General features: G+C 44.4%; 14 protein-coding genes. 11 read left to right on the top strand and 3 right to left on the bottom strand.

Annotation, left to right across the window (positions count from 1 at the left end; all coding sequences use genetic code 11):
• The first annotated feature begins 14 nt into the window (after positions 1-14).
• The 6 genes from ubiE (at position 15) to tatC (ending at position 4,662) form a co-directional block, all read left to right on the top strand.
• A complete protein-coding gene (ubiE, locus tag OCV52_RS00385; protein ID WP_032554326.1) occupies positions 15-794 on the top strand; it encodes a bifunctional demethylmenaquinone methyltransferase/2-methoxy-6-polyprenyl-1,4-benzoquinol methylase UbiE in 780 nt (259 codons plus the stop codon).
• A 102-nt stretch (positions 795-896) separates the two neighbouring features.
• Entirely contained in the window at positions 897-1,502 is a 606-nt protein-coding gene (locus OCV52_RS00390; protein ID WP_137406376.1) for a ubiquinone biosynthesis accessory factor UbiJ, read from the top strand.
• Positions 1,499-3,133, top strand: coding sequence for a ubiquinone biosynthesis regulatory protein kinase UbiB (gene ubiB / locus OCV52_RS00395; protein WP_137406375.1), 1,635 nt, complete (start codon positions 1,499-1,501; stop codon positions 3,131-3,133). Before OCV52_RS00390 ends, ubiB begins: the two co-directional genes overlap by 4 nt.
• Positions 3,134-3,186: 53 nt before the next feature.
• The gene (gene tatA, locus OCV52_RS00400; RefSeq protein WP_004740981.1) at positions 3,187-3,429 is read left to right on the top strand and encodes a Sec-independent protein translocase subunit TatA; all 243 of its coding nucleotides are present in this window, start codon (positions 3,187-3,189) and stop codon (positions 3,427-3,429) included.
• A 3-nt stretch (positions 3,430-3,432) separates the two neighbouring features.
• A complete protein-coding gene (gene tatB, locus OCV52_RS00405; protein WP_004740982.1) occupies positions 3,433-3,840 on the top strand; it encodes a Sec-independent protein translocase protein TatB in 408 nt (135 codons plus the stop codon).
• A 66-nt stretch (positions 3,841-3,906) separates the two neighbouring features.
• Entirely contained in the window at positions 3,907-4,662 is a 756-nt protein-coding gene (gene tatC / locus OCV52_RS00410) for a twin-arginine translocase subunit TatC (RefSeq protein WP_004740984.1), read from the top strand.
• Positions 4,663-4,947: 285 nt separating this feature from the next.
• Here the strand turns inward: tatC and OCV52_RS00415 are convergent, their stop codons facing one another.
• Positions 4,948-5,709 carry a TatD family hydrolase gene (locus tag OCV52_RS00415; protein WP_004741487.1) on the bottom strand — a complete coding sequence of 254 codons (762 nt, stop codon included), beginning with the start codon at positions 5,707-5,709 and terminating at the stop codon, positions 4,948-4,950.
• A gap of 208 nt (positions 5,710-5,917) precedes the next feature.
• Between OCV52_RS00415 and hemB the strand changes: the two genes are divergently transcribed.
• The 4 genes from hemB (at position 5,918) to OCV52_RS25720 (ending at position 11,214) form a co-directional block, all read left to right on the top strand.
• Positions 5,918-6,961, top strand: a complete 1,044-nt coding sequence (gene hemB / locus OCV52_RS00420; protein ID WP_137406374.1) for a porphobilinogen synthase — start codon at positions 5,918-5,920, stop codon at positions 6,959-6,961.
• Positions 6,962-7,038: 77 nt separating this feature from the next.
• Complete coding sequence (locus OCV52_RS00425) at positions 7,039-7,473, top strand: GNAT family N-acetyltransferase (protein WP_004741485.1); 435 nt, start codon at positions 7,039-7,041, stop codon at positions 7,471-7,473.
• Positions 7,474-8,174: 701 nt separating this feature from the next.
• Positions 8,175-10,973, top strand: a complete 2,799-nt coding sequence (gene polA, locus OCV52_RS00430) for a DNA polymerase I (protein WP_137406373.1) — start codon at positions 8,175-8,177, stop codon at positions 10,971-10,973.
• A 193-nt stretch (positions 10,974-11,166) separates the two neighbouring features.
• Positions 11,167-11,214, top strand: a complete 48-nt coding sequence (locus OCV52_RS25720) for a hypothetical protein (protein ID WP_438356636.1) — start codon at positions 11,167-11,169, stop codon at positions 11,212-11,214.
• Between the two features lie 266 nt (positions 11,215-11,480).
• On the opposite strand, the gene OCV52_RS00435 is transcribed toward OCV52_RS25720, so the two are convergent.
• Together OCV52_RS00435 and yihA are read right to left on the bottom strand one after the other, a co-directional pair.
• Positions 11,481-12,080, bottom strand: coding sequence for a GTP-binding protein (locus OCV52_RS00435; protein WP_137406372.1), 600 nt, complete (start codon positions 12,078-12,080; stop codon positions 11,481-11,483).
• Between the two features lie 224 nt (positions 12,081-12,304).
• Positions 12,305-12,964, bottom strand: a complete 660-nt coding sequence (yihA, locus tag OCV52_RS00440) for a ribosome biogenesis GTP-binding protein YihA/YsxC (RefSeq protein ID WP_032498332.1) — start codon at positions 12,962-12,964, stop codon at positions 12,305-12,307.
• Between the two features lie 148 nt (positions 12,965-13,112).
• On the opposite strand from yihA, the gene OCV52_RS00445 reads away from it, so the two are divergent.
• Entirely contained in the window at positions 13,113-13,730 is a 618-nt protein-coding gene (locus OCV52_RS00445; protein WP_102423523.1) for a c-type cytochrome, read from the top strand.
• The last annotated feature ends 475 nt before the right edge of the window (positions 13,731-14,205 follow it).

The following is a 14,205-nucleotide window of genomic DNA, read 5'->3' on the forward strand; positions in this document are numbered from 1 at the left end:
TGGTAGATAACAGCATTATGGACACAAGCGTGCAGACAAATTCAGCAGTAGAGTCAGAAACCACACACTTTGGTTTCGAAACAGTCGCGAAAGACGAAAAAGTCGCGAAAGTAGCAGAGGTATTTCACTCTGTAGCCGCTAAATACGACATCATGAATGACTTAATGTCGGGTGGTGTTCACCGTTTGTGGAAACGATTCACGATTGATTGCAGTGGCGTTCGCCCTGGTCAGCGTATTCTAGACCTTGGTGGTGGTACTGGTGACCTGACGGCGAAATTCTCGCGCATCGTTGGTGAAAAAGGCCACGTAGTTCTTGCTGATATCAACAATTCAATGCTGAATGTTGGCCGCGATAAACTGCGTGATAGCGGTATTGTTGGCAACGTACATTACGTACAAGCGAATGCTGAAGAGTTGCCTTTCCCAGACAACTACTTCGATTGCATTACTATCAGTTTCTGTCTGCGTAACGTAACCGATAAAGACAAAGCACTGCGCTCTATGTACCGTGTGCTTAAGCCGGGTGGTCGCCTATTGGTTCTAGAATTTTCTAAGCCAGTACTTGAGCCACTTTCAAAAGTATATGATGCGTACTCATTCCACCTATTGCCAAAAATGGGTGAGTTGATTGCTAACGATGCAGACAGCTACCGTTACCTTGCTGAATCTATCCGCATGCACCCAGACCAAGAAACGTTGGAAGGCATGATGCAAGAAGCGGGCTTTGAGAATACGAAATACTACAACCTAACGGGCGGCATTGTAGCGCTGCACCGAGGTTACAAGTTCTAGTTGAACTTGGTAGCAAGCGCTTTGAGCGTGTTAGATAGAAAATAAGAATAAAGATAGAACGGATAGGTTAAGGCTTATCCGTTTTCAAAGGTAAGGACAGTCATGCCATTTGATCCATTGGTAACCGCGGTTATTGAAACCTCTTTGAATACGCAAGTAAACGACGATCCAGCACTGGTTCGTCGTTTGTCTCGTTTAAAAGGGCAGATCATTCAAGTCAATTTGAAAGAGTTGAATAAAACACTTACGTTCGTTTTTAGCCAACAAATTGATGTGTTGTCAGAATACGAAGGGCAACCTGATTGCTACTTATCTTTGAATCTATCTGTATTGCCAGAACTCCGTGAACAATCGAATATTACTAAGCTTATCAAGCAAGATAAGCTGATTTTGGAAGGTGATATTCAGTTGGCACAGAAGTTTTCTCAGCTGATGACAGACTGCAAACCCGACTTGGAAGAGTGGTTGTCTCGCGTGACAGGTGATGTGGTAGCTCATACCTTGGTGCAAGGCGTTAAGAACGTTGGTGGCCTTGTGGCAAAGCAGGCAACAAAACATCAGAATCACTTCGCTCAGGTTCTGACTGAAGAGTGGAAAATTGCTCCTGCGCCATTAGAGGTGGCACATTTTTGCGATCAGGTTGATGACGTAAAAAGCTCAGCTGCACGCCTTGAAGCTAAGTTGAACGCTCTGTTGGAGAAAGCATGACCCCAACAGAACTGAAACGTCTTTATCATATTATCAAGGTACAGTTGGAATATGGCCTTGATGAACTGATGCCAGAGCACCAATTGACCAAAGCGCCTTTGTTGGCGAGAAAGTCACTGTTTTGGATTAAGAACAAGCACAAAGATAAAGAGTTAGGGCATCGTCTACGCTTGGCTTTGCAAGAGCTAGGGCCAGTGTGGATTAAGTTTGGACAGATGATGTCGACACGTCGTGATCTGTTCCCCCCTCATATCGCTGATCAGTTGGCACTTTTACAAGACCAAGTGGCGCCGTTTGATGGTGAATCGGCTAAGCAAGATATGGAGAAGGCTCTGGGTGGCAGTTTAGATAACTGGTTTACCGACTTTGATATTGAACCACTTGCTTCAGCGTCCATCGCTCAGGTGCATACTGCGAAGTTAAAAGAGAACGGCCGAGAGGTGGTTCTGAAGGTAATTCGACCAGATATTCGCCCGGTGATTGATGCAGATCTAAAACTGATGCATCGAATGGCGAGTATAGTCGCTAAGTCACTTCCTGAAGCACGTCGTTTAAGACCGGTTGAGGTGGTTCATGAGTACGAAAAAACCTTAATTGATGAATTGGACCTACGCCGAGAGGCTGCAAATGCCATTCAACTGCGTCGTAATTTTGAAGGCAGTGAAGAGTTATACGTTCCTGAGGTGATTCCTGATTTAAGCAGCGAAACCTTGATGGTGTCAGAGCGTATTTATGGTATTCAAGTGTCGGATGTCGAGACTTTGAAAGCCAACGGCACCAATATGAAATTGCTGTCGGAACGTGGTGTGACGGTATTCTTCACCCAGGTATTCCGAGACAGTTTTTTCCATGCAGACATGCACCCGGGCAACGTATTCGTTAACCCAGATAACCCAGATAATCCTCAATGGATTGGTCTCGATTGTGGCATTGTCGGCACGTTAAGCAGCGAAGATAAACGTTATTTAGCGGAAAACCTGCTGGCTTTCTTCAACCGAGATTATCGTAAAGTTGCAGAGCTGCACGTTGATTCGGGCTGGGTACCTCATGATACCAACGTTAATGACTTCGAGTTCGCGATCCGCATGGTGTGTGAGCCGATTTTTGCCAAGCCACTCGGTGAGATCTCATTTGGTCATGTGTTGCTAAACTTATTTAATACAGCAAGGCGTTTCAACATGGAGGTTCAGCCTCAGTTGGTACTGCTAGAAAAGACCTTGTTGTATGTTGAAGGGTTAGGTCGTCAGTTGTATCCACAACTCGATTTGTGGGAAACCGCAAAGCCTTTCCTTGAAACTTGGATGATGAATCAGGTGGGGCCGCAAGCTGTGATTAACGCAGTCAAAGAGCGCGCGCCATTCTGGGCAGAAAAACTGCCAGAGCTGCCAGAGTTACTTTATGACAGCTTGCGCCAAGGTAAAGCGATGAACCATAGAATGGATCAGCTTTATCAAGGTTACCGAGAGAGTAAGCGTCAGCAAGCAACTGGAAAGTTTTTGTTTGGCGTTGGGGCCACTTTAGTCGTATGCTCCGCAATATTAGTTTCAAGCCCTTATGAGCAGTTATCTATGGGCTGTGGCATCGCAGGTGTCACATTTTGGCTGCTTAGTTGGCGAGCTTACCGTCGTTAGACAGTAGACTCTCTTTATATTTTTTTGTGTAGACAGACCCGAGGACAATGACAATGGGTGGTATCAGTATTTGGCAACTTCTAATCATTGCTGTAATTGTAATTTTGCTATTCGGAACAAAGAAACTGCGCGGTATGGGCGGTGACTTAGGTTCAGCGGTTAAAGGCTTCAAGAAAGCAATGAGCGATGATGAAAAGCCTGCAGATCAGAAAGATGCAGACTTCGAACCAAAGAATATTGAACAGCAGAAGACAGAAGCGACTGCTGAAACAAAGAAAGACAAAGAGCAGGCGTAAATCGTGTTTGATATCGGTTTTTGGGAACTGGTATTAATATCTGTCGTTGGGTTAGTGGTTTTAGGGCCTGAGCGTTTGCCTGTGGCAATTCGTAGTGTATCCAAGTTTGTGGGTGCGGCGAAAAGTATGGCAAACAGTGTGAAAGATGAACTTTCTCACGAGCTTAAGGTACAAGAGCTACAAGAAAATCTACGCAAGGCGGAACAAATGGGTATGGAAGATTTATCTCCAGACCTTAAAGCGTCAGTCGATGAACTAAAGCAGGCCGCTGCTGAAGTTCAACGTCCATACGCTAAGCCTGAGTCTGATAAGCCGAGTGAGACTACACCTAGTGTCACGGAAACTGTCGAATCTGAAACCATTCAGGTAAACAGTGAAGCTTCAGCACCGTCAGATAAAAAAGCCGAATAGTCTCGCAAGGAGGGGTCGCCAGATATACGCGGCTCCTTTTCGATCTTCCTGTTTAAGAGGTTTGAAATGTCTTCGACTGAGCAGACACAGCCTTTAATTAGCCATCTTCTAGAACTCCGTAATCGACTACTACGCTCGATTCTCGCCGTTCTAGTGGTGTTTATCGGGCTAATTTATTTTGCTAATGATATTTATGAATTCGTATCCGCACCTTTAGTAGATCGTCTACCTGAAGGGGCGACGATGATCGCAACCGATGTTGCATCGCCATTTTTCACACCTTTAAAACTAACGTTAATTTCCGCAGTGTTTGTCGCGGTACCGTTTATTTTGTATCAGGTGTGGGCTTTTGTGGCTCCGGGTTTGTACAAGCATGAGAAGCGCTTGATCATGCCACTTTTGGCTTCAAGTTCTCTGCTGTTTTACTGTGGTGTGGCGTTTGCTTACTTCGTGGTATTCCCGTTGGTATTCAGCTTCTTTACGGCTATCTCGTTAGGGCAGGTAGAGTTTGCGACGGACATATCGAGTTATCTTGATTTTGTACTCGCACTGTTCTTTGCTTTTGGTATTGCCTTTGAAGTACCAGTGGCGATTATCTTATTGTGCTGGACGGGTGCAACGACACCTAAAGCGCTAGCTGAGAAGCGCCCTTACATTGTCGTGGGTGCTTTTATTATCGGTATGATGCTGACACCGCCAGATATGATTTCTCAAACACTGTTAGCGGTTCCAATGTGTATCCTGTTTGAGATCGGTCTGTTCTTCGCTCGCTTCTATGTGCGCAAGCCAGATGGCGACGAAGAGGAAGAAGCAGAATCTTAACTTAGAGTTTGTAGTAAAAACTAGAATAAAAAAAGCGGCCCTAGGCCGCTTTTTTTATTCTTCTTCGTTATCGAATTTTCAACTGATAGCCACAGTTCTGACATACATAGAGCTCTTTAATGCCCAAGATTTTATGCCATAGAGTTCGATGCTGACGTTGTAAGTATTGTGAGTGGTCACACATTATTAACTACCTCTATATGCAGGTGGTTGATAATATACAGGTAGTCCTTTTTTAACAAATGAATTTAGTTGAAAACAATAGAAATTGGTTATCCAAATTATTTATAACTTAAACAATGATTTAGCATTGGCTGTTGTGATCTTTTCAACTTCTTCTAAAGTGATGCCTCGTAGGTCTGCAATACGCTTGGCGACCAGCTCTGTGTAGGCTGGTTCATTGCGTTTACCACGGTTTGGCGCTGGCGCTAGGTAAGGGCAGTCCGTTTCTAAGATAACGTAGTCCATATCTAGGTGTGGAATGACCTTATCCATACCTGAATTCTTAAAGGTCGAAACACCACCTAAACCAAGGTGGAAGCCGAGCGCATTGATAGCTTGAGCTTCTTCTAGACTGCTGCCAAAGCAGTGAAATACACCACGTAAGCTGCCATCTTGCTCTTGTTTTAGCAGAGTCAGAGTCTCTTCTATTGAATCTCGAGTGTGGATTACCACCGGTAGGTCGAGTTCCTTTGCCCATTGCAGTTGGGTAACGAAAGCCATCTCTTGTTCGGCTTTAAAGGTTTTATCCCAGTAGAGATCGATACCGATTTCACCCACCGCGATAAAGTCGCGTTTATCGAACCAAGCGCGAATGGTCTTTAGCGTTTCTTCAATATTTCCATCAACATAACAAGGGTGTAAGCCCATCATTGAACGACATACTTCCGGAAATTGAGCTTCCGTTGCCAGCATTGGCTCGATAGATTCTAGGTCGATGTTTGGTAGTAGAATTGTATCAATACCTTGAGCCAGTGCGCGCTGCACCACTTGTTCGCGGTCTTCATCGAATTCGCTAGCGTAAATATGAGCATGGGTGTCGATCATTGTTTTGTCCTGAATGCGGTCTTTACTGAGTTGCCATGAGTATACGGCAGTGTGAGGAGAAGGTCATTTTTTGCCATTTCTCCCTGTTTTTGAGTGGGTTTTATATTTTACTGCTAGCGTCCTGAGCCATCAGTGATATGCTTTTGCCTGTATTTAGCACTTTTCATATCTAAGTATTTCGGTACTTAGACTAGGCAAGGAGAATCTAGTGTCTGTTTCAATTCAAGGTCAATTCCCAGGTCGCCGCATGCGCCGTATGCGTAAGCACGACTTTAGCCGTCGCCTAATGGCAGAAAATCAATTGTCTGTGGATGATCTAATCTACCCAATGTTTATCCTAATGGGTAAAGACCGCCGCGAGCCTGTAGAGTCTATGCCGGGTGTTGAACGCCTGTCCATCGACCTTATGCTTGAGGAAGCGGATTACCTTTCTAAATTGGGTGTTCCTGCGATTGCTCTATTCCCAGTCGTGAACCAAGATGCTAAAAGTTTATGCGCAGCTGAAGCCCATAACTCTGAAGGTTTGGTTCAGCGTGCTGTACGTTCACTAAAAGAACACGTGCCGAACATTGGTGTTATCACAGATGTCGCACTCGACCCGTTCACCACACATGGCCAAGATGGCATCATCGATGAAGATGGCTACGTGATGAATGATGAGACCACAGAAGTGCTAATCAAACAGGCACTGTCTCACGCTGAAGCGGGTGCCGACGTGGTTGCTCCATCGGACATGATGGATGGTCGTATTGGTAAGATTCGTGAAGCGCTAGAAGAAGCGGGTCACATTCACACTCAAATCATGGCGTACTCGGCGAAATACGCGTCGTGCTACTACGGTCCATTCCGTGATGCTGTCGGTAGTGCATCTAACCTGAAAGGTGGTAACAAGAAGAACTACCAGATGGATCCTGCAAACAGTGATGAAGCTATTCACGAAGTTGCTATGGATCTTAACGAAGGTGCGGACATGGTGATGGTGAAACCTGGTATGCCTTACCTAGATATCGTGCGCCGTGTGAAGCATGAGCTGCAAGCTCCTACGTATGCATACCAAGTGTCTGGCGAATACGCGATGCACAAAGCGGCGATTCAAAACGGCTGGCTGAAAGAGCGCGATACAGTAATGGAATCACTACTGTGCTTTAAGCGTGCTGGTGCGGATGGCATCCTAACTTACTTTGCTAAAGATGTAGCTGAGTGGCTAGCTGAAGACAATGCAAATGCCGCTGAGCATCTAAGAGAAAAGTAACGATTTTAGGTTAAGCCAAAAGAGTATTTAAAGGGTTGGCCTTCGTGCCAACCCTTTCGTTTATTAGGGTGGAAAGTATGTCAGTCATCGTACGTGAAGGCTCGCTGGAAGAAGTGGTTTCGGTTGTTGAGCAGATTAACGAGTTTGCTCAAAAAGAGAGTGTGGCTTCTCTTTCGCAACGCTTATCAGGCAAGAAGAGTTTGATTTTAGTCGCGGAAGAAGCGGGTGTGCTACTGGGTTTTAAGATCGGCTATGAATTGGAACCGAACACTTTTTACAGTTGGTTTGGTGGCGTATCGCCGCTTGCGAGAAACAAAGGAGTCGCACAGGCTCAATTAGATGTTCAGGAGCAGCGGGTGAAACAGCAAGGCTACCAACAACTCAAAGTGAAATCGCGTAATCAGTTTCCTGCCATGTTACGTCTACTATTGAGGAATGGTTATCAGATCGAAAAACTGGAAGAAAAAGAGGATATTCGAGAACATCGCATTCACTTCGTAAAGCAGCTATAGGTTTAATCAACGCGTTGCAGTCGTAGCATTAATCAGTCAATTAAAATTAAATGAGATTTATTATCATTTAGTGGTTGACTATTAAATGATAATCATTATTATTAAACCTGTCTTAGGGAATGAGGAAATGTTCACAAGGATGTTAAGTAATCAAGTATCAACTTGGTTACCCAACAGAATTCTCGCGAACTTATACTAAGTTCTTTTTGACACGACATTGCTCACATTGCTTCCAGTGTAATTTATAGCTTTTAGGTAAAGCTGTGGTATTCAATTTGAATGGCTTTACCGGTTTTTGCTAGGCGACATCTTCGGGTGTCGCTTTTTTTATGTCTACCATTTCAACAGGACGCATATTTAGTAGCACGTATTTTTATGAATAAAACGCCATCAGCATTCTTTTCCACAACGTAAGATCTTAAAAAGATCGTTGATCATCTGTTCGATCTGTAAATTTTTACTTTATTTTCAATGGTTTGTTTGTGTTTTTTGCTTTGTTTGCCTTAGTTCTCAACAGGGTGGATAAATAATATAAACAGAGTTATCCACAGAACACCTGTGTCTAAGAACAAAAAATAACAACAAATTGATTATATCGAACACAACCGAGTGAACGGATACGGATCGACAACGTGGAATCCAACCAACAGACGTGGCATTCTTAACAGATAATTTCTGTACTTACTGGATACACAAACATTATGGCTCGTATTCCTGATAATCCATTGATTCTGATCGATGGCTCTTCTTACTTATATCGCGCGTTTCATGCTTACCCTGGCACCATGAGCAATGGTGATATCCCGACTAACGCGGTTTACGGTGTAGTTAACATGCTGCGCAGCATGATGCGTCAATTTGCTTCTGATCGTATTGCGGTGATTTTTGATGCGAAAGGAAAGACGTTCCGTGATGACATGTACCCAGAGTACAAGGCTAATCGTCCACCTATGCCGGATGATCTGCGTTGTCAAATCGAACCCTTGCACAACGTGATTCGTGCTATGGGTCTGCCACTTATCTCTATCCCTGGCGTTGAAGCGGATGACGTGATCGGTACGCTGGCTTCGCAAGCATCTAAAGCGGGCATGCCGGTTTTGATCAGCACGGGCGATAAAGATATGGCCCAACTGGTTGATGACAACGTTACTTTGATTAACACCATGACTAACGTAGTGATGGATCGCGAAGGCGTTATCGAGAAGTTTGGCATCCCACCTGAGCTTATCATCGACTACCTGGCGCTGATGGGCGATAAAGTGGATAACATTCCTGGCGTACCAGGTGTCGGTGACAAAACAGCAACTGCTCTACTGCAAGGCATTGGTAGCATCGAGAAGTTGTACCAAAACCTAGATGATATTGCTGCGCTTGGTTTCCGTGGTTCTAAGACGATGGCTAAGAAGCTTATCGACAACAAAGATAACGCTGAAATGTCTTACCAACTGGCGACGATTAAGCTGGATGTTGAGCTTGAAGAGACGCCAGAATCACTCGTAAAAACGCAACCAAATACCGATGAGCTGATTAAGCTATATGGTCAACTGGTCTTCAAATCTTGGCTGAATGAGCTTCTTGAGGGCGGTACTGGCGTTGTTGAAGCTGATGAGCAATCTGGAGCCGTACGCAGCAGTGGCACATCGGCAACCTCAACCGTTGAGATGAACACTTCAGCAGTGACGATTGATCGTAGCAAATACGAAACCATTCTTGATGAAGATACTTTCAACGCTTGGCTAGAAAAGCTGAAAGCGGCAGAGGTGTTTGCTTTTGATACTGAGACAGACAGCCTAGATTACATGGTGGCTAACCTGGTTGGCCTATCGTTCGCAACAGAAGAAGGTGTTGCTGCTTACGTACCGGTTGCTCATGACTACCTAGACGCACCACAACAGCTGGATCGTGATTGGGTACTAGAACAGCTTAAGCCGATTCTTGAAGATGATGCACAAGCTAAAGTGGGTCAGAACCTCAAATACGATATGAGCGTTTTAGCGCGCTACGGTATTGAGATGAAAGGCATTAAGCATGACACCATGCTCGCTTCTTACGTTTTCAATAGCGTTGGCGGTAAGCATGATATGGACAGCTTGGCGTTGCGTTTTCTACAACACAGCTGCATCTCATTCGAGCAGATTGCAGGTAAAGGTAAGAAACAACTGACGTTCAATCAGATTGAGCTGGGTGAAGCGTCTCCATATGCGGCTGAAGATGCTGACGTAACACTGCGTCTGCATAACCGATTAATGGAAAACATCGAACAAGACGAAAAGCTAAAAGCGATTTATGAAGAGATCGAAGTACCGCTGATTCCAGTCATGTCTCGCATTGAACGTACCGGTGTATTCGTCGATGACATGTTGTTAGGCGCACAGTCACAAGAGATTGCGGTTCGTCTTGATGAGTTAGAGCAAAAAGCTTACGAGATTGCAGAGCAAGAGTTCAACATGAACTCGCCGAAACAGCTGCAAGCGATTCTGTTCGAGAAAATGGGCCTGCCTGTTATCAAGAAAACGCCATCTGGTTCGCCTTCAACTAATGAAGAAGTACTACAGGAGCTGGCACTAGATTACCCGCTACCTAAGTTGATCATTGAGTATCGTGGTCTGGCGAAGTTGAAGTCTACTTACACTGACAAACTACCGAAGATGATCAATGCAGAAACGGGTCGTGTTCACACCTCGTATCATCAAGCGGTAACGGCGACAGGTCGTTTGTCTTCGACCGATCCAAACCTACAGAACATCCCAATTCGTAATGAAGAAGGCCGTCGTATCCGCCAAGCATTCGTTGCACAGCATGGCTGGAAGATTCTAGCGGTCGATTACTCTCAAATTGAATTGCGTATCATGGCGCACCTATCGGGTGATAAAGCGCTTCTGGAAGCTTTCCAACAAGGCAAAGATATCCACGCGGCAACCGCAGCTGAGATCATTGGCGTTAATATTGAGGATGTGACTTCTGAGCAACGTCGTCGTGCTAAAGCGGTTAACTTCGGTCTTATTTACGGCATGAGTGCTTTTGGTTTGGCTAAGCAGCTAGGTATTCCTCGTGGTGAAGCACAGCACTACATGGATACTTACTTCGAGCGTTACCCTGGTGTGATGCAGTACATGGAAGACACACGCAGCGCAGCTTCAGAGCAGGGCTTCGTTGAAACCATTTACGGTCGTCGTCTGCACCTACCTGAAATTCAATCTCGTAATGGCATGCGTCGTAAGGCTGCTGAGCGTGCAGCGATCAACGCGCCAATGCAAGGTACAGCCGCAGACATCATTAAGAAAGCGATGCTGTTGGTGGATGAATGGATTCAAGCGGAAGGTGATGGTCGAGTTAAGCTATTGATGCAAGTACACGATGAATTGGTATTTGAAGTGGAAGAGTCATCTTTAGCCGAAATTGAAAGTAAAGTACAAGAATTGATGGAATCTGCTGCTGACCTAGATGTGCCGCTTGTTGCGGAAGCAGGTCACGGTGACAACTGGGATCAAGCCCACTAATCAGTTTTTGACCTTATTGAGCAAATTAGTATGAGCCAGTGCACAAACACTGGCTTTTTTTTGTCTCAAATAAAGTTCAATCACACAAAGGGTTTAAGTGTTTTAATAAAACATTCATGAAAAAAAACTACAAAAATTGTTTTCATTTCTGAGCAATTGTTGTACATTAAATCTCGTAGGGTACAGAGGTAAGATGTTCTATCTTTCAGACCTTTTGTTTCACGTTATTGGATTAGGCTGATTCAGCCGCCCCAGTCAGTATTTGACTGGGGCGTTTTTTCTTGTGCGAAAGAAAAATATTTCCACCCCACAGCTCCCCCTGAAAAACGCCTCATTTCTAGTGCTTTTATTACGCTTTTTACGTGTATTCTTTCTCTCTTTCATTCGTGGTGAATTTGGAATTCAATCAGCATTTGGTAATTTAAATCCACACATAAAATGATTGTTTTATCATTTGAAATAACTTTTATTTTACAAGTTGCCGATAAAGGATTGATCGCTCGCGCCCTATTTATCAGTGCATTGAGTGGGTGAATGCTCAATGTAGTCCATGATTTGCTGTTGTTTTTCTGTGCTGTACTTGAGGGCTTCGGCGGTGATCTGTATGGACTGCGCCATTGAGGAGATATTGTTGGTCGCCTTTACCAAGGTTTGCTGCATAGGCTTCAAGATCAGTAGATAAATCGCGGTTAGGGCGATAATAATCACACCCACAACGGCAACCAACGCGATGATGATTTTGGTTTGGATATCATCGATCAGCGTTTGGCTTGTTTGCTTAAAGGCGGCGCGTGATTGGTCTAAGGCTTGTGGCAGTTGCTTGAGCGAGGTTTTGGTGGTGTCGGCGAGTTTGTTAATGCTTTCAACCGTTTGATTAAGCGCCAGTTGTTGCTCGTCGCTAAGGTTAGGGTTATTAACGATGGCCTGCAGCGATTGTGATATTACCTCAAGAGACTCACTCGCATCTTGAGCGTATTTCTCCATACCATCTAAGTCTAAGGTCATATCAACGTTGATCAGCGGAGTTTCTGTTGTGTCTGCTTCAGAGGCGAACCCTGAAAATGAAACCATTATCAGTGCCATTGTGACTAGGGGTATTTTCCACATGAGTGTTCTTTTCTCATTGTACTGTTTATAAAAGTTTGTCTTTTAGTATGGTTCACTTTTGTTGTTTGTAGCGGGTTTATCTTGCTTTTTATTCTTGGTTTTTGAGTTTAAACCGCTAATTTATAGACAAAAAAATACCCCACCTATATAAGGCAGGGTATTGATAAGGTGAGATCTGTTGAAGTCGCGATCGATTCGCTATGTGTTCCCTCTATATATAGAGGTTACTCTGAATCGTTGTGCTCTTCGTTTTCTAGCTCGTCGATGAGTTGTTCAGCAAGCGCTGGAGCAAACCATTCATCCATCTTGTTACGCAGTTGGTCAACACCAATGCCTTTCAATGAAGAGAATACGTCAACAGCGACATCACCACCGAAAGACTCTGCATCTTTGCGAATCTTCAGCAGCTGTGCTTTACGCGCGCCTTGTTTCAGCTTGTCGGCCTTAGTTAGCAGTACTTGTACTGGAATACGGCTATCAATGGCCCAGAAAATCATTTGTTGGTCTAGGTCTTTCATCGGGTGGCGAATGTCCATCAATACCACCAAACCTTTTAACGATTCACGTTTTTGTAGGTATTCACCTAGCGACTTCTGCCACTTTTTCTTCATCTCAAGCGGTACTTGAGCAAAACCGTATCCAGGTAAATCGACGATATGACAACCGTCGGTTACCTTAAATAGGTTAATAAGCTGAGTTCGACCAGGTGTTTTACTGGTTTTCGCTAAGCTTTTTTGGTTGGTAACGCGATTTAGCGCGCTAGATTTACCAGCATTGGAGCGTCCTGCAAACGCAATTTCGATCCCTTCGTCTTCTGGTAAGTGACGAATATCAGGTGCACTGGTAATGAAATGCGTGTTTTGATAATGAATTTTTACGCTCACTGTTAACTCCATCTCGACTTTGTGTAGTCGATTGATTACTTTTTTGTGAATTTGTGTAAAATAACCGTGCTCGGCATAAGGTCGCCTATTGTACCATGAGTGGCAACATAGAGTGGTACTGGAAGCTTGATAATTATAATGGAATGTCATGAAGAAATTAGCGCTAATTTTGAGTCTTTTAGCCAGCTGCTCAGTATGGGCTCAAGGTAGTATTGAAGCTGGTAAAGCCAAATCACAAACATGTGTTGCCTGCCACGGTGCTGACGGCAACAGTCTGATCACTCAGTACCCTAAGTTGGCTGGTCAACATGAGAAGTACCTAGAGAAGCAGTTAAAAGAGCTTAAGCTAGGTATGACAAGTGGTGGTAAGCAAGGTCGTAATGAACCTGTAATGGGTGCAATGGCGATGCCTCTGTCTGAACAAGACATGGCTGACCTAGCGGCATACTACGCATCTCTGCCAATCTCTAATAACTCTACTCCTGAGAACGTAGTTGAAGAAGGTAAGATCCTATACACAGCGGGCAACGCAGAGCGCGGCCTAACAGCGTGTATCGCTTGTCACGGCCCTCGTGGTAACGGCACCGAGCTGTCAGGCTTCCCTAAAATTTCAGGCCAACACGCAGAATATATCAAGGCTCAACTTGAAAAATTCCGCGATGGTAGCCGTAATAACGACATGAATGCGATGATGCGTGATGTAGCTAAAAAGTTAACAGACGCAGAAATTGATACCTTATCGAAGTACGTTGGTGGTCTACACTAATTTGTCGGTTTCTCGCTCTTAGCCAGAGTGAAGAAATGTACGTTCGAGCGAGATTGAAGAAGACGCCCTGATCAGAAATGATTGGGGCGTTTTCTTTTTTAAGTGCCATTTAATAGATATTGGTGATGCTTTGTATTTTTATGTCTAATTTATCTATGTGTGATCAATTTGTGTGCGAAAGTGTGAAGTCGCACTATTGTAGTCTTTTTGTAACACGGTAAAGTAACCGCCATCAGCTAGGAGCTGACTTAGATATGGATGATCATCTAGTCTAACGGTATAGACAGAAACGGATCAGGCTAGGACAGCCCAGCAACAAGGTGTTAGAAAAGGATAGCCAAAACTCATCAGGACGATGAACAACAAACAAATTTGGCATGGAAAGCACCAATAACAAATGGAGATTTGTGTACCAAGTTGAGTATGCAAATTTTGGCCGATATAGGCAGATTTAGAGAGCGATAGGTTTTCCTAT

Origin of the sequence: Vibrio chagasii (assembly GCF_024347355.1) — a bacterium.
In the GTDB taxonomy this organism is placed as follows: Bacteria; Pseudomonadota; Gammaproteobacteria; order Enterobacterales; family Vibrionaceae; genus Vibrio; species Vibrio chagasii.

Excerpts from the sequence above, each read along its gene's own strand:
- OCV52_RS00390 (WP_137406376.1), top strand. The coding sequence starts at position 897 with ATGCCATTTGATCCATTGGTAACCGCGGTTATTGAAACCTCTTTGAAT.
- ubiB (WP_137406375.1), top strand. The coding sequence starts at position 1,499 with ATGACCCCAACAGAACTGAAACGTCTTTATCATATTATCAAGGTACAG.
- tatA (WP_004740981.1), top strand. The coding sequence starts at position 3,187 with ATGGGTGGTATCAGTATTTGGCAACTTCTAATCATTGCTGTAATTGTA.
- tatC (WP_004740984.1), top strand. The coding sequence starts at position 3,907 with ATGTCTTCGACTGAGCAGACACAGCCTTTAATTAGCCATCTTCTAGAA.
- OCV52_RS00415 (WP_004741487.1), bottom strand. The coding sequence starts at position 5,709 with ATGATCGACACCCATGCTCATATTTACGCTAGCGAATTCGATGAAGAC.
- OCV52_RS00425 (WP_004741485.1), top strand. The coding sequence starts at position 7,039 with ATGTCAGTCATCGTACGTGAAGGCTCGCTGGAAGAAGTGGTTTCGGTT.
- polA (WP_137406373.1), top strand. The coding sequence starts at position 8,175 with ATGGCTCGTATTCCTGATAATCCATTGATTCTGATCGATGGCTCTTCT.
- OCV52_RS00435 (WP_137406372.1), bottom strand. The coding sequence starts at position 12,080 with ATGTGGAAAATACCCCTAGTCACAATGGCACTGATAATGGTTTCATTT.
- OCV52_RS00445 (WP_102423523.1), top strand. The coding sequence starts at position 13,113 with ATGAAGAAATTAGCGCTAATTTTGAGTCTTTTAGCCAGCTGCTCAGTA.